Genomic DNA, 15312 nt, shown 5'->3' with positions numbered 1-15312 from the left:
ACGATGAGCATATTTGACCATTTTTCAAAAGAAGAACGTCCCTTTGTTGAACGGGCGCTGGAAATGCTGACGCAAGTAGAGCGGACGCAGGCCATGCGCCTTACTGATTTTGTAGACCCGAGGCAATTGATGATTTTTGAGAGTCTATCTTCACAAGTAAGAGATGTGAAGGTTTCTCCTTATGGAGGCTACGAGGGTGCTGAGCGTGTTCGGATTATCATCCATCCGGAGTACCTCCCTGTTGAGCCTGAGGATTATCGCCTTACCTTATTGGCAATCAAGGCTGATCAGCGCTTTCATGTGCTAGAGCATCGAGATGTGATGGGGGCGATGCTGGGCGTCGGGATGAAGCGGGAGAAATTCGGAGATATGCTGACAGATTCAGCTGGCAGCTACGCAATTGTAGCAGAGGAAGTCGCTGATTTTGTTTGTGCGCAGGTGACGCAAATTCATCGGACATCTGTTAAATTTGAGCGGGTAGCATGGGAGGCGTTTACACCGCCTGCACCCAAGTTTGTAGAGAAAACAATCACCGTGCCATCACCGCGAATTGACGCGATCATTGGAGAAGTACACAATATGTCTCGCGCAAAAGCACTGGTGCCAATTCGAGCGGGAAAAGTAAAAATCAACTGGAAAGTAATCGAAGACCCATCTTATCAACTCCAGATGGGAGATATGGTATCTCTTGCAGGCTATGGTCGGTTCAAAATTCTTGAGGTAGCAGGTCCAACACGCAGTGGAAGACTTCGCATGATTGTCGGACTGGTTACATAAGATGGACCAAGGCTCAAAAATTTGTAAAATACGGCAGGAAACACAGCTAATTCTGTCGAAATGATTGAAGACGAATTATCGGGAAAAGTGGGGGGTTCATGTGCCATTAACGCCGTTGGATATACACAATAAGGAATTCAGCACAGGCTTTCGTGGGTATAACATTGACGAAGTGAATGAATTTCTCGATCAGGTGATCAAAGATTTTGAGCTCTTGATAAAAGAGAAAAAAGAACAGGAAGAGCGCGTAGCCATTCTGAATGAGCGCGTAGATTACTATAAGAGCTTGGAAGAAAATTTGAGCAAGTCGATTCTGGTGGCGCAGGAGACAGCGGAGGACGTGAAGTCGAATGCCCGCAAAGAAGCGCAGCTCATCTTAAAAGAAGCCGAGAAAAATGCAGACCGAATTGTCAATGAAGCACTGGCGAAGTCGCGCAAAATCGCGATCGAAATCGAAGAATTAAAAAAACGTGCTTCGGTTTACCGTATGCGCTTTCGGACGCTTTTGGAAGCACAGCTCGAGATGCTGGAGAATGGCGATTGGGATAGCATTGAACAGCCACAAGTTGATTCGCCTGTAACAGTTGAATAAATCATTGACGTTCGAGCAATGATGGTATTATAATGAAAGACAACTTTTTCGAAATAAAGCACTTATAGTAGTTGAACAGGCTTATACAAATCATAGACGATGAACGGGAAGAGTACGTGAGCCAGCACTGCCTAGAGAGTCGGGAAAAGGTGAAAACCCGGCCAGTTGCTTTCGCAGAAAATCACCCGGGAGTTCAATATCCGAAAGCCCAGAAAAACCTTGATGGTGAAACAGGTGAGTAAGTGAGCGCGTCATTCCCGTTACGAATGAGTGAAGTGGAACAATTCCGATGCAGGTTTTTTTGCCGTACGGGTTTGTTCAATCAGGGTGGTACCACGGGAGCTTTCTCTCGTCCCTTTTATGGGATGAGTGAAAGCTTTTATTTATTTAAGGAGTGAATCAGGCCATGGATTACAGCAAAACCTTAGCGCTACCAAAAACAGATTTCCCCATGCGCGGAAATTTGCCAAGCCGCGAGCCACAAATGCAAGCGGCATGGGAAGAGCAAAATATTTATCAACAAGTGTTAGATCGTACAAAAGACCGCCCGTCTTTTGTCTTGCATGATGGCCCTCCGTATGCGAATGGAGACATCCATATCGGTCACGCACTGAACAAAATCCTCAAGGACTTCATCGTTCGCTACAAATCCATGGCAGGTTTTTATGCGCCGTACATCCCAGGCTGGGATACACATGGTTTGCCAATTGAGCAAGCGATTATCAATGCACAAGGGCTGGATCGCCGCAGCATCGAAGTGAACGATTTCCGCCAGCGCTGTGAAGAGTATGCTTGGTCCTACATCGACAAGCAACGCGACCAATTCAAGCGTCTGGGCGTTCGTGGAGATTGGGAAAACCCTTATGTGACACTCCTGCCTGAGTATGAAGCCAACCAAATTCGCGTATTCGGCGAAATGGCGAAAAAGGGTTATATTTACAAAGGTCTACGCTGCGTGTACTGGTCTCCGTCTTCTGAGACTGCTTTGGCTGACGCAGAAATCGAATACAAAGACAAGCGCTCTCCTTCTATTTACGTCAGCTTCCAGGTAGCAGATGGAAAAGGCAAGCTGGACACAGAAACAGGCGTTGTTATCTGGACAACGACTCCGTGGACATTGCCAGCAAACCTTGCGATCAGCCTGCACCCTGAACTCGAGTACAACGTAGTGAAGGTAGATGGCCGCAAATTCCTGGTAGCCAACGGTCTGATTGAAGCTGCGAGCAAAGAAATTGGCTGGGAAGGCGTAGAGATTCTTGCGACCTTTAAAGGTCAAGATTTGGAAGGCGTAGAAACTCAGCATCCGTTCTATGATCGCAAGTCTCCACTCATCCTGGGTGAGCATGTAACCTTGGATGCAGGTACTGGTTGCGTTCATACTGCTCCAGGACACGGGGAAGATGACTTTACCGTTGGTCAAAAATACAATTTGGGTGTCCTTTGCCCAGTAGACCACGAAGGTAAAATGACCAATGAGGCACCAGGATTTGAAGGTCTGTTCTACGAAGATGCCAACAAAGTGATTACAGAAAAGCTGAAAGAAAACGGAGCACTCTTGAAGCTCAATTTCTTCACGCACTCTTACCCACATGACTGGCGTACGAAAAAACCGGTTATCTATCGCGCGACAGAGCAATGGTTCGCATCTATCGACGGATTCCGTGCGCAAATGCTCGAAGCGATTAAAAATGTAAAATGGATTCCGCATTGGGGAGAAACTCGTCTGGCAAACATGATTGCGGATCGTGGCGACTGGTGCATTTCCCGTCAGCGTGTATGGGGTGTACCGATTCCAATCTTCTATTGCAAATCGTGTAACGAACCGATCATTAACGACACGACGATCAACCATGTTGCTGATCTGTTCCGGAAAGAAGGATCGAAAGTATGGTTCTCCCGTGAAGCAAATGAGCTCATTCCAGAAGGGCTTTCTTGCACCAAATGCGATTGCAATGATTTCCGCAAAGAAACGGATATTATGGACGTTTGGTTCGACTCCGGTTCCAGCCACCAGGCTGTTTTGCGCGAAAGAGGCATTGCTTGGCCAGCTGACATGTACCTGGAAGGCTCTGACCAGTATCGTGGTTGGTTCAACTCTTCTCTCTCGACGGGTGTTGCTGTGTATGGCACAGCTCCTTACAAATCCGTCCTGAGCCACGGCTTTGCTTTGGATGGAGAAGGACGCAAAATGTCCAAATCCCTCGGTAACGTCATCGTGCCTCAACAAGTTATTGACAAGATGGGCGCAGATATCTTGCGTCTGTGGGTAGCTTCTGTTGATTATCAAGCTGATGTGCGCATTTCCGATGCGATTCTGAATCAGATCGCTGAGGTGTACCGCAAAATCCGCAATACGTTCCGCTTCCTGTTGGGTAACCTGGATGGATTTAATCCAGCAACAGACCGCGTAGCGTACGAAGAGCTGGGAGAGCTTGACCGTTATGTTCTGGCGAAAGCAGCAAAAGTAGCGAAGCGTACACGCAAAGCGTACGATGAATATCAGTTCCATACCGTTTTCCATGCCGTTCACAACTTCTGCGTTATTGATTTGTCCGCGTTCTATCTGGACATTTGCAAGGATCGCCTGTATGTAGAGGCGCCAGATAGTTTGAAACGACGCGCTGCACAGACAGTGATGTACGATTGCTTGATCAGTCTGGTGAAGCTGGTTGCTCCACTGTTGCCGCATACAGCCGATGAGGTGTGGGCGTTCATTCCAGGCGTGGAAGAGAAGAGTGTGCAGTTGACGGATATGCCAGAAGGCGACGAACAACATCTCAGCTTTGCAGCAGAAGCAGAGAGCAAATGGGATGCGTTCCTGGCGATCCGAGACGAGGTTCTCAAAGCCATGGAAGAAGCGCGCCGCAACAAGGTGTTCGGTAACTCCGTTGATGCGAAGCTGGCTCTGTACCCACAAACGGAAGAAGTTGCGAAAACATTGGCAGCAATGGACGATCTGGCTGACCTGTTCATCGTGGCTCACGTGGACGTACACAGCGGTTCTGCTCCGGCAGAAGCGGTACAACTCGAAGGAATTGCTGCTGTGGTCTCTGCCGCAGACGGTGGAAAATGCGAGCGTTGCCGCGTAGTGAAACCGGATGTTGGCACTCGCGAGTCGCACGCGTCGCTCTGCGTACGTTGCGCAGATATCGTAGAACAACACTACGCACATGTAGCAGAATAAAAATCGGTTGATTAACCTGTCATTCCCTTTGGGGATGGCAGGTTTTTTGCTGTGATAGGCCACATGCGAACCAACAAAACGATCATGGCCGTTTTGTTGGTCATATTTCCTACGGGACCAAGACATACTACCTGTTGAGGAAACCAAACAAAGGTGGTGTACAGCGTGGACCAAAAGAGAGTGGCCAGCTTCCGGGAAAAGCTGCTGGAACAGAAAAAAGAACTGGAAGACCGCGTACAGGACCATTATGGCATGAGAGAACCGATGACAACCTCTTTGCAGGAGTTTGCCATGTACGATAATCATCCGGCAGATATCGGCAGTGAGATGTTTGAACGGGAAAAAGATTTGGCCCTAGACAGTCTCGATCGTGAGACATTAAAAGAGATTGATCAGGCGCTACTGCGCATGGAGGAAGGCACCTACGGCCTGTGTACGGTCTGTGGAGAGCAAATACCTGTGGAGCGACTGGAAGCACTGCCTCAGGCACAAACGTGCAAGGAGCATGCACCAGCGCCGTCAATCAACGAGTCGCGTCCGATCGAGGAACAGTTTTTGCAGCCGCCGTTCGGACGTACATCTCTGGATGAAAAAGAAGGCCAGAACGGATTCGACGGTGAGGATGCTTGGCAAATTGTCGAGTCATGGGGGACATCCAGCACGCCTTTCTCGTATCAGGAACCCGACAAAACAGATTACGATGAAATGTATATCGAGAGCAATGAGCCGGATGGCTTTGTAGAAGCCGTAGAGGAAATCGGTTATACCGATATTGAGGGCTATCATGGACCGGATAGTGTGCATTTTATGAGAAGCGGGACGTATGAGGAGTACATGAGAAAAGGAGAAGGGAAAGGAAACTTCCTCTCCTATAACGATTACGAAGGAGAGCAAGCAGAACGAGAGGGATTGGATGACTACTAATGAGCAGATAGCGGTCATTGACCTGCAAATTGAGCGAGTGGAAACGTATCCGCTACTTCATCGTCTACCGCAAGCTTACGGCGATGCGAATGGGTATAAGCGTTATCGAACCAGTTATCTCATTCGGATTATCACAAGGGCTGGAATAGATGGCTGGGGAGAAATTATCGACTGGCTGCCGACGCTTCATAAGGGATTTTGTGAGCGCATCATTCCGTACTTGCTGGGTAAGCAGGTGGACAACAGAGTAGCCATTGTAGATGTCATAGGAAAGTGGCATCAGCGATCGGCTTCAGGTGTCAGTATGGCACTTACGGAAATTTTGGCAAAAGCGGCGGGGCTATCTGTGGGTCAACTGTGGGGAGGCCAGATACATTCGGGCATCCCGGTATATGCCTCCCTCCAATCCTACCGTGAAACAGAAGACTGGATGCAGCAGTCATGGAAACAAGTCAGCCAGCAAGTCGACGACGGCTTCAAGATGGTGAAAGTAAAGATTGGAGGGCGCTCTGTTCAAGAGGATCAGACGCATATCGAAAAACTGATGAATTTGCTTCCTGAACAAGTTCAAGTAGCGGTAGATGCCAATCAGAGCTACGACTGTGTGACTGCAAGGAAGTGGGAGGGGCTTTTTTCCCGTTATGGCAATTGGCTTTGGCTGGAGGAGCCGATGCCCATGGATCGTACAAACGAGTATATCAAGCTTCGTTCGGCATTATCCATCCCGCTTGCTGGTGGAGAAAACTTGATTCGCTGCGCACAGTTTTTGCCCTTGTATGAGGGGGGCGCTATCGATATTGCTCAGCCTGACCTGATGCATACGGGGGGCATTGACGATTATCGAACGCATCTTCAAATGGCCCGTCAGTTTGGCTATCGCGTGTCTCCACATTCCTTTGACGGATCACTGGCACGATTGTATACGTTATTTGCACAAGCGTGCTTGCTGGCATGGACCAAGATGGATAGCCATCCGATTGAGCCTGTCGAATGGGATGTCATGGAGAACCCGTTTTCACAATTGTTTCCGCTGCGACCCATAAATGGCGAAGTGACGCTTCCTACTGGCGTGGGAATAGGCGTTGAGCCTGACTGGGAGATTATTAACGCGTCGCGCTGGGACGGTAGCGCTTATGCGTAAGACAAGGAGTTTCGTATGGCACAAAATGCGAAAAACCTGATTGGGCTTGTCGGGGTTCCATTAGTGATGGTGCTGGGCAACTCGATGCTGATCCCTGTACTGCCTACGATGAAAACAGAAATGAAGCTCACCGCCTTACAGACGAGCTTGTTGATCACTGCTTTTTCGATTGCAGCAGGTATTGTTATCCCTTTTGCCGGCTATTTGTCAGATCGATTTGGGAGAAAAATTGTCATTATCATCTCCCTTGCCTTGTACGGTATTGGTGGTTTGCTCGCAGGGCTTGCCGCGTTGTGGATAGATCAACCTTATATGGCTATCATGGGAGGGCGAGTCTTGCAGGGGATCGGGGCTGCCGGGACAGCGCCCATCGCAATGGCATTGGTAGGGGATCTGTTCGATGGCGCTTCGGAGAGTAGGGCATTGGGGCTGTTGGAGACATCAAACGGGATGGGAAAAGTATTAAGTCCGATTTTTGGCTCCTTGCTTGCTCTCATTTCTTGGTACATGGTCTTTTTAGCTTTTCCGATTATTTGCGGTGTCGTCCTCCTGATGTTTTTATTTCTGACTAAGGAAAAGAAACAGGATAAGAAGCCACTCCCTGTCAAGCAGTACATGCATTCGATCGCGCAAGTGTTTAAGCAGCATGGAAAATGGCTTGTCCCCGCGTTTTTTATTGGGAGCATCTGCCTGTTCACGTTGTTTGGTGTACTGTTTTACCTGTCTGATTTATTGGAAGAAAAATACAAGATCGATGGTGTCATCAAAGGCTTCTTTTTGGCGATTCCCTTGCTTGTGATGAGTATCGCGGCATATGTGACAGGAGTCATCATCAAAAAGAAGCTGAAGCTGATGCGTCTGTTTGTGATTATCGGCATGTTTTTGCTGGCTACGTCTTACATTCTGGCCAGCTTTGTCAAAGGGGCTTATGTCCTGATTGGCATTTTGGTCATCGGCAGCGCGGGGACGGGAATGATTTTACCGTGCTTGAACTCCATGATCGTTGGGGCCGTGCAAAAAACAGAGAGAGGCATGATTACTTCTTTGTATAGTGGTGTCCGTTTTATCGGTGTTGCGATCGGCCCACCTATTTTTACCTGGTTGCTCGGGATTTCTCGATCGGTCATGTTTCTATCAATCGCAGGTTTATCGCTCGTTTTCGCTGTGCTTGCGATCTTTTTCTTGAAGCCCAAGCAGGTCGAGCAGCAAGGACAAGGGACAAAAGACAGCGAGACGAATGGGTGGCGGCAAATATCAGAGGTACTTGGAATTGAACCAGAAACGGTGCACGAGGTACAACGAGAGAGAGCCATCGAAAAGTATGGCTTTGATCCAAATGAGCTCGTCAAGCGTGTGTTGTCGGGAAAGAAGGAAAAGGAAAAACAATAAACAGGCTGTCTCTGTCGGTCAGTCTCACCGAATACAAAGCCGGGGAGCGACAGGGACGAGCCTGTTTATGATGGCTAGGACTCCGCAAAAGGATGACGTAAAGCTCGTTCGAGTGCGAGCGGGTACACATCATCTTGCAGAATACGACTAAACTCCTGATTGCCTTTTACATCTCGCGGGATATCCGCAAACACAATGGTGGCGAGCACGTCTGAGCCACTTGGCTGGTTTGTATAATGCGCTACCTTTGCGATATAAATGTCTTTTCGCATCGAGTCGTCGACGGTGTACTGTCCGATGCGCTCAATCCCTTCCAGAATGGCGCCGGTTTCTTCATAGACCTCACGAACTGCTGCCGCTAGGCTGTTTTCACCCGCTTCTACTTTTCCCCCTGGTAGCTCCACGCCGCGTGTACGATGGCGAGTAAATAACAGCTTTCCCTGATAAAAAGCGAAGATCAGCACGTGACCTGCTTGGTGGTTACGATACTCTTCGGGAGAAAAGGTTAGCTGGACAGGTAAGCCGAAATCGTCGTAAAAAGCGTACATGCAAAGCGCTCCTCTACAGGCTCATTGATCTATTGTTTTGAATTTGCAAGGAAATATGCTTGACTGCCTTCATCGCTTGACCAGCTGCCAGTGCCAAACTCGCATAAGCGGCTCCGTTGCTCACATCTCCGACTGCGTATATCCATGGAGAGTTGACTCGTTGATACGAATCCGTTTGCAAATAGTCATCGCCAAACGTGTCCAAACCTTCGAGACCCGCTGTGTTTCCATGAACACCAATTCGTGGCAGAATCCAATCGACTACGATCGTCTCTGGATTGCCTGCGCGCGTAGAGGTGAGTGTCAGAACCGTCCGTGCCTCTTCGTCCTGATAGTCAGTTACTTGTGTTTCCCACAGGACCTGGATGTTGGGTAGGCCTGTGATTTTCTTTTGCCATTCGGGACGAGCACGCCACTCACTGCTCCGAACCAACAGATAAACTTGTCGGGCATGAAAGCTCAAATTTGCTGCACTCTCCAATGCGCGATCTCCTCCGCCGATAACGGCGATATCTTGCCCGGCGATGGTGTGAGCTTGGGCTGTTGTAGAAAACCAAGGCGACAGGACACTTGGACAATCAGCTAGGGCCGGTATTTCATTCCAGCCAACTCCTGTGGCGATGAGTAGATAGTCGACACGATAAACGGATTTCGAAGTCATTACCTGTTTCGTTTCCCGATCAATGGAAAGAATGGCTTCGTTCAATCGTATGTTTGGCTGCTGGATGAAAGGATGGGCGATCAGTACCTTTACAAGGGCAGCTCCCTGGTCATATACAAGGGGCGGAAAGTCGGTAATCTCGTTGTAAATGTGATGCAATTGGCCGCCGAGTCTATCCGTTTTTTCGATAAGAAGACAAGAAAGACCTAATCGTTGGCACCATATTGCTGCGGACAACCCTGCGATGCCGCCACCTACGATCAGCACCTGTATGTGTTCCACTCTCAAGTCCCTCCGATTCCCATATTCATCTATCTGATTTTCCTCAGTTTTAGACTACCTTTTTCGATTCGCAAGTGCAAGAACTCTCAGGGAAAACCGATCGAGTTGAATCGGCAGGATTCTACATTTTGACGGCATATTGTGGTAAAATGGGACGAAAGTTTTACAGAATATATTGAAAAATGAAAAGCCCAAAGCACTATGGACCCTGTGATTTTAAAAAGGAGTGAACCGAACGTGCAAGCCAAGAATGACAAGCCTCAAGCTCCTGCAAAACAGCCGCGTAAACGGATCAAGCGTGGCCAGCGAAGCAAGCGGATGTATCTGCTCTTGGCGGGTTGCTTATTCCTCTGTTTGTTGGCCGTAGGAGCAGGCTTCGCCCTCAACCAGTTAGACAAGACATTGGACATCGTAACGCAAGACCCTTACAAGTTACCGGATCAACCTGTGGTGGAGAAGCCGTACGAACAAAAGAAATCAATCGCCTTCGCCATCGTCGGGGTGGATACGCGCAAAAACATCGGTATGTTAAACACGGATGTTCTGGTCGTAGCCGTCGCTAATCCGGTTACGCAAAAGCTGAGCATGGTATCGTTGCCCCGTGATACCCGCGTTCAAATCCCAGGATATCCAGGCTTTCACAAGGTCAATGAAGTATTTGCATTAGGGGAAAATATCAGGAAAGATGCGGAAATCAAAGGAAAGCCTGTTACGGAAAATGGCATGACGATGCTCAAGAAAACATTGAATCACATGCTGGGGATCTCGGTTGAGCATTATGTGCAGCTTGACTTTGAGGGCTTCACAGCGGTCATTGACAAGCTGGGCGGGATTACGGTTGATGTAGATCGCGATCTCGTATACGAACTGCCGAAGCAAGGTGTATACCGTAATTTGAAAAAAGGGAAACAAGTATTGAACGGAGAGCAGGCACTCGGCTTCGTCCGTCATCGCATCGACAGACGTGGAGACGCTTACAACTCGAGCGACTTCGATCGCAACCGCAGACAGCAGCAGGTGATTCGTGCTGTTGCAGAAAAGAGCATGTCCTTGGATGGATTATCGAGTTTGACAGCCGTACTGGATACCGTTGGTCAGCATATTAAAACCGATCTGTCGACAGACCAAATAAAAGGATTGGCCCTTGATTTTGCCAGCTTTTCGTCAAGCAACATGGTTACTTTGGATAATGGGGCGATCTGGAGCTCTCCTTATTCCTTGTGGCCGAGGGAGAACATGCAAGCTGTTCGAACTGCCCTCCAAACAGAAGTGGGTGTAGCTGGAGCGAGCGAACAGCTCAGTGATGCAGCTGTAGCGGAAGTAGCCAAGGTCGAAATGAAAACAGAGAAGAGAGCACCAGCTCCGAAGCCCAAGCCCACGACAGGTACAAAAGAGCAGCCAAAAACACAAAAACCAGCCACACCATCACCAAATCCGGCTCCAGAATCAACACAGGAGCCTGTAACACCGCCGACTATACCAGATGGAAATGGCGGCGAATCCAATCCTGAGCCGACGGATAGTAACATGCCACCACCAGATATTTTGGCTCCGCCTGCACCAGCGACAGATAGTGCTGATGTAGGGCAAACTGGATGATCTTGAACACACCCCCCAGGCAACAGTACATATTCTATCGTACAAAGACAGTCGTGCCTTTGCTGGGGAGGGAGTGCGGAAGTGATGAAAAACCTGCAAGAGACCATGAAGCAGTTACAAAAAGCATCCGAAAGTTTGTCCAAGCTCGGCTTTGACCCAGATCATCCGTGGAAAGCATTGAGCCAGATGGGGCAGGTGCTGGATACGAATTTTTGGGAGAATATCGCGACGCTCAATAAGCAAGCAGCACAAAAGACGGCCACCGCCGCCGCAGCGCCAAATGTACCACCCGGGAAAAAGGGGAAAAAAAAGACGAAGGAAAAACCGATGCGTTTTGTGCAGGTAGACGATTCGCATTTTTCCCCAGCCTCGGATATTTTCCAATCAGAGCAAATGGTCATCGTTTCCTGTGAACTGCCGGGCTTCGATCGCGATAGTTTGGAGATTACCCTCTCCGACCAACGGTTGCTAGAGGTCAAAGGGATCTTCAAAGAAAGTGAGCACCAGGGACTTCGTACACAAGGGGAAAGAAGCTACGGCCCCTTTTATCGAAAGCTGGCTTTACCGGTTTCCGTTAGTTCAAAAGGGATGAAGGCCCAGTATCAAGACGGGGTGTTAGAAATCTATTTGATGCGTGATGGAGCTGCGAACGAACGAAGAACAACATTTAAAGCGAGTTTGTAAAAACAGGTGGTAGTGGAAAAATCAAAAAAGAACCTGAGTATTCCTACCAGGTTCTTTTTTATTGCACATAAACAGAGGCGATGATATAATCAGTTCACGACTGTTTATTATATATAGTCATAATTATTGCATCTTACACTTTAATCGTACCATGCTGGTGAACTCTTGTCAAATGTTTTTTCTCAATTTAATGGTTAGGAGAGATATTGAATGAGTTCTTTGGTTCTCAGTTTTCAGGAGATGGAAAAAACGCAGCTTTTGCTCGTTGGCGGAAAAGGGTTACATTTAGGGGAATTATCGAAAATTCAAGGAATACAAGTACCGGAAGGATTTTGTGTGACAACAGTGGGATATCAAAAGGCCATCGAACAAAACGAAACGTATCGTGCTTTGTTGGATCGACTAGCCATGCTAAAAGTACAAGATCGAGAACAAATTAGTGGAATCAGCAGGAAGATTCGCCAATTCATTATGGAAGTAGAAATTCCTTCAGATGTTGTGAAAGCCGTTACTCATTATCTCTCCCAATTCGGAGAGGAGCATGCTTATGCAGTGCGTTCCAGTGCGACTGCTGAAGATTTACCACATGCCTCTTTTGCAGGTCAACAAGACACCTATTTAAATATTATTGGTAAAGAAGCAATCTTGCAGCACATCAGCAAATGTTGGGCTTCTCTATTTACGGATCGCGCGGTAATCTACCGTATGCAAAATGGATTTGACCACCGTCACGTTTATTTATCCGTTATCGTTCAAAAAATGGTTTTCCCACAGGCTTCCGGTATTTTATTTACCGCTGATCCCATTACATCCAACCGGAAGTTGCTATCAATCGACGCCAGTTATGGACTTGGAGAGGCACTGGTCTCTGGCCTGGTATCTGCTGATTGTTATAAAGTGCAGGAAGGGGAAATCGTCGATAAGAGGATAGCAACCAAAAAATTGGCTATCTATGGACGAAAAGAAGGTGGAACAGAGACAAAGCAGATCGATCCTGATCAGCAAAAGACCCAAACACTTACGGAACAACAAATTTTACAACTGGCACGTATTGGAAGACAGATCGAAGCTTATTTTGGTTGCCCACAAGATATCGAATGGTGTTTGGTTGATGATACTTTTTCTATTGTCCAGAGCCGTCCAATCACGACTTTATACCCCATCCCTGAAGCGAACGATCAAGAAAATCATGTCTATGTATCTGTTGGCCATCAACAAATGATGACCGATCCCATGAAACCATTGGGACTGTCTTTTTTCCTGTTAACGACTCCGGCACCTATGCGTAAAGCGGGAGGAAGGTTGTTTGTTGATGTTACAAATATGTTAGCTTCACCTGATAGCAGACAAATCATATTAGATACCCTGGGACAATCCGATCCGCTTATAAAAGACGCGCTTCTGACCGTAATAGAGCGAGGAGATTTTATACCATTGTTACCCATAGATAAAAAAGAGCAGAGTCCTGGTAAAAGCAAGAAAGGTATGTCGTCTTTGGGTTTTCAAGAACAATTCGAAAACGATCCGATCATTGTTTCTGATTTGATTAAGCGTAGTCAAGCATCGATCGAAGAGTTAAAGCATGACATCCAAACGAAATCAGGAGCGGATTTATTTGATTTTATTCGAGAAGACATTCAGCAATTAAAGAAGATTTTATTTGATCCACAAAACATAGGTGTAATTACGGCTGCAATGAATGCTTCAAAATGGATCAATGAAAAAATGAACGAGTGGTTGGGGGAAAAAAATGTAGCAGATACGCTTTCTCAATCTGTGCCACACAATGTTACTTCGGAAATGGGGCTGGCGCTCATGGATGTTGCAGATGTCGTTCGTCCTTATCCAGAAGTAATTGATTTTTTACAGCGTGTAAAAGAAGATAACTTTTTGGATGATTTGGTTCAGTTTGAAGGTGGGCAGGAAACGCAAGACGCAATCTATGCTTATCTCACGAAATACGGAATGCGATGTGCCGGAGAAATCGATATAACGAAAACGCGTTGGAGTGAAAAACCAATGACGCTTGTCCCCATAATTCTAGGTAACATCAAAAACTTTGAGCCGAATGCTGGCAATCGGAAATTCGAACAAGGGCGACAGGAAGCTTTGGAAAAAGAGCAAGAGCTATTAGAGCGATTGAAGCAATTACCGGATGGTGAACTAAAATCCAAAGAAACAAAACAAATGATCGACCTCATCCGGAATTTCAGTGGGTTTAGGGAATATCCAAAATACGGCATGGTGAATCGCTACTTCGTTTATAAGCAGGCTTTACTGAAAGAAGCCGAGCAACTCGTACAAGCAAGCGTTATTCATGAAAAAGAAGATATATACTATCTCACTTTTGAAGAACTTTACGAGGTCGTACGCACAAACAAACTGGATGATCAGATCATCAGCAAACGAAAAGACGATTACAAGTTTTTCGAAAAACTGACTCCCCCACGTGTCATCACGTCTGATGGTGAAATCATTACAGGTGAGTACAAACGAGAAAATCTGCCAGCCAATGCGATAGTAGGTCTACCTGTTTCTTCCGGGGTTATAGAGGGGCGAGCACGAGTCATCGTAAACATGGAAGATGCTGATCTAGAAGATGGAGATATATTAGTCACCTCCTTTACTGACCCTGGTTGGACACCGTTGTTTGTATCCATAAAAGGTCTTGTCACCGAAGTCGGTGGACTGATGACCCATGGGGCAGTGATCGCGCGTGAATATGGCTTACCAGCAGTTGTCGGCGTGGAACATGCTACCACTCTGATAAAAGACGGGCAACGAATTCGCGTGCATGGAACAGAAGGGTATATTGAAATATTGTAGTCAGGGGGCCTCGTGCCTCCTTTTTTGTTTCGTTTTTCAGCCAAAATAAAAACAGTGTCAATGAAAAGACATTAACACTGCCGGGATTAGATGTTCCCAAACATCGGTTGATCGACGACATTGGGGTCCAGTGTATTCGTTGCGTTGACACCATTGAGTGTATTGACGACGTTACCTGTGTTGCCGCCTCCTGAACCGGAGAATGTCTTGGCGGCTGTTTTTGGCGATATGTTGAGCGTATCTCCGAAGTTAACGGTACCCGAATTACTATTGATATTGACAGCTCCAATGACAGAAGGCACAGCCTACCCCCTCCCTCTAGTTTTCGGCTCTTCTTGGAAAATGTGACGAATATTTACGACTCGTGTTTCGAGTTTTATGGATTCGTTCGAACCAACATGGATGACGGAGGATCCTGCTACGAAAGGGACTTCCACTTTTCGAATGAAAATGTACGGGCAGTCGTGGAACGTATCGATGCAAATCGGATCTGAGAGACTAGGGGGAGTTAAAGGTACGGAAAAGGTCGAGTAATTCTCAAACATAAATTCATTTTCATAGAAGATGGCCTGCTCACGTTGGACGGCTAATATGTTTGCGACAGCGTCAATCTGCCGGGAATCACCTATTTGCAGAACAGATGAGGTATCGACCGAGAGAACATCCAGCTTACGGACATGACTGGTCCTTCGGTACATGGTGACA

The 15312-nt window shown here is 47.3% G+C and carries 13 protein-coding genes and 1 other annotated feature; of the genes, 9 read left to right on the top strand and 4 right to left on the bottom strand.

The features are described from left to right. Positions 1 to 3: 3 nt before the first annotated feature. From ACFVS2_RS08660 to ACFVS2_RS08635, 6 genes are all read left to right on the top strand, one after another. Positions 4 to 777, top strand: a complete 774-nt coding sequence (locus ACFVS2_RS08660) for a YlmH family RNA-binding protein (RefSeq protein ID WP_390233060.1) — start codon at positions 4 to 6, stop codon at positions 775 to 777. A gap of 100 nt (positions 778 to 877) precedes the next feature. Next, positions 878 to 1369, top strand: coding sequence for a DivIVA domain-containing protein (locus tag ACFVS2_RS08655; RefSeq protein WP_007717747.1), 492 nt, complete (start codon positions 878 to 880; stop codon positions 1367 to 1369). Positions 1370 to 1459: 90 nt separating this feature from the next. Beyond that, positions 1460 to 1729, top strand: a binding site (T-box leader). Between the two features lie 46 nt (positions 1730 to 1775). Further along, positions 1776 to 4553: an isoleucine--tRNA ligase gene (ileS, locus tag ACFVS2_RS08650; protein ID WP_390233057.1), complete on the top strand. Its 2778-nt coding sequence runs from the start codon at positions 1776 to 1778 to the stop codon at positions 4551 to 4553. A gap of 153 nt (positions 4554 to 4706) precedes the next feature. After that, positions 4707 to 5477: a TraR/DksA C4-type zinc finger protein gene (locus tag ACFVS2_RS08645; RefSeq protein ID WP_390233055.1), complete on the top strand. Its 771-nt coding sequence runs from the start codon at positions 4707 to 4709 to the stop codon at positions 5475 to 5477. Then, a complete protein-coding gene (locus ACFVS2_RS08640; RefSeq protein ID WP_390233053.1) occupies positions 5467 to 6618 on the top strand; it encodes a mandelate racemase/muconate lactonizing enzyme family protein in 1152 nt (383 codons plus the stop codon). The genes ACFVS2_RS08645 and ACFVS2_RS08640 overlap by 11 nt, the downstream gene beginning before the upstream one ends. A gap of 15 nt (positions 6619 to 6633) precedes the next feature. Beyond that, positions 6634 to 8007 carry an MFS transporter gene (locus tag ACFVS2_RS08635; protein WP_390233051.1) on the top strand — a complete coding sequence of 458 codons (1374 nt, stop codon included), beginning with the start codon at positions 6634 to 6636 and terminating at the stop codon, positions 8005 to 8007. Between the two features lie 74 nt (positions 8008 to 8081). Here the strand turns inward: ACFVS2_RS08635 and ACFVS2_RS08630 are convergent, their stop codons facing one another. Together ACFVS2_RS08630 and ACFVS2_RS08625 are read right to left on the bottom strand one after the other, a co-directional pair. Then, complete coding sequence (locus ACFVS2_RS08630) at positions 8082 to 8555, bottom strand: NUDIX domain-containing protein (protein ID WP_390233049.1); 474 nt, start codon at positions 8553 to 8555, stop codon at positions 8082 to 8084. Positions 8556 to 8568: 13 nt separating this feature from the next. Further along, positions 8569 to 9498 carry an NAD(P)/FAD-dependent oxidoreductase gene (locus ACFVS2_RS08625; RefSeq protein WP_390233047.1) on the bottom strand — a complete coding sequence of 310 codons (930 nt, stop codon included), beginning with the start codon at positions 9496 to 9498 and terminating at the stop codon, positions 8569 to 8571. Between the two features lie 237 nt (positions 9499 to 9735). On the opposite strand from ACFVS2_RS08625, the gene ACFVS2_RS08620 reads away from it, so the two are divergent. The 3 genes from ACFVS2_RS08620 (at position 9736) to ppsA (ending at position 14607) form a co-directional block, all read left to right on the top strand. After that, the gene (locus tag ACFVS2_RS08620; protein WP_390233045.1) at positions 9736 to 11097 is read left to right on the top strand and encodes an LCP family glycopolymer transferase; all 1362 of its coding nucleotides are present in this window, start codon (positions 9736 to 9738) and stop codon (positions 11095 to 11097) included. A gap of 84 nt (positions 11098 to 11181) precedes the next feature. Then, on the top strand, positions 11182 to 11781 hold the full coding sequence (locus ACFVS2_RS08615) for an Hsp20/alpha crystallin family protein (RefSeq protein WP_390233043.1): 600 nt from the start codon (positions 11182 to 11184) through the stop codon (positions 11779 to 11781). Positions 11782 to 11991: 210 nt separating this feature from the next. Next, positions 11992 to 14607: a phosphoenolpyruvate synthase gene (ppsA, locus tag ACFVS2_RS08610; protein WP_390233041.1), complete on the top strand. Its 2616-nt coding sequence runs from the start codon at positions 11992 to 11994 to the stop codon at positions 14605 to 14607. A gap of 86 nt (positions 14608 to 14693) precedes the next feature. On the opposite strand, the gene ACFVS2_RS08605 is transcribed toward ppsA, so the two are convergent. Both ACFVS2_RS08605 and ACFVS2_RS08600 read right to left on the bottom strand, forming a co-directional pair. Then, complete coding sequence (locus ACFVS2_RS08605) at positions 14694 to 14909, bottom strand: spore germination protein (protein WP_017249535.1); 216 nt, start codon at positions 14907 to 14909, stop codon at positions 14694 to 14696. A gap of 3 nt (positions 14910 to 14912) precedes the next feature. Then, positions 14913 to 15305: a spore germination protein GerPE gene (locus ACFVS2_RS08600; RefSeq protein ID WP_390233039.1), complete on the bottom strand. Its 393-nt coding sequence runs from the start codon at positions 15303 to 15305 to the stop codon at positions 14913 to 14915. Positions 15306 to 15312 lie beyond the last annotated feature (7 nt).

The sequence above is a fragment of the Brevibacillus sp. NPDC058079 genome, from assembly GCF_042885155.1.
Classification (GTDB): Bacteria; Bacillota; Bacilli; order Brevibacillales; family Brevibacillaceae; genus Brevibacillus.
Note: the sequence above shows the minus strand (reverse complement) of the source record. Positions and strands in the feature narration are given on the sequence as shown.

Coding starts and splice junctions, on each gene's coding strand:
- ileS (WP_390233057.1), top strand. CDS start 1,776: ATGGATTACAGCAAAACCTTAGCGCTACCAAAAACAGATTTCCCCATG.
- ACFVS2_RS08640 (WP_390233053.1), top strand. CDS start 5,467: ATGACTACTAATGAGCAGATAGCGGTCATTGACCTGCAAATTGAGCGA.
- ACFVS2_RS08635 (WP_390233051.1), top strand. CDS start 6,634: ATGGCACAAAATGCGAAAAACCTGATTGGGCTTGTCGGGGTTCCATTA.
- ppsA (WP_390233041.1), top strand. CDS start 11,992: ATGAGTTCTTTGGTTCTCAGTTTTCAGGAGATGGAAAAAACGCAGCTT.
- ACFVS2_RS08600 (WP_390233039.1), bottom strand. CDS start 15,305: ATGTACCGAAGGACCAGTCATGTCCGTAAGCTGGATGTTCTCTCGGTC.
- ACFVS2_RS08615 (WP_390233043.1), top strand. CDS start 11,182: ATGAAAAACCTGCAAGAGACCATGAAGCAGTTACAAAAAGCATCCGAA.
- ACFVS2_RS08630 (WP_390233049.1), bottom strand. CDS start 8,555: ATGTACGCTTTTTACGACGATTTCGGCTTACCTGTCCAGCTAACCTTT.
- ACFVS2_RS08660 (WP_390233060.1), top strand. CDS start 4: ATGAGCATATTTGACCATTTTTCAAAAGAAGAACGTCCCTTTGTTGAA.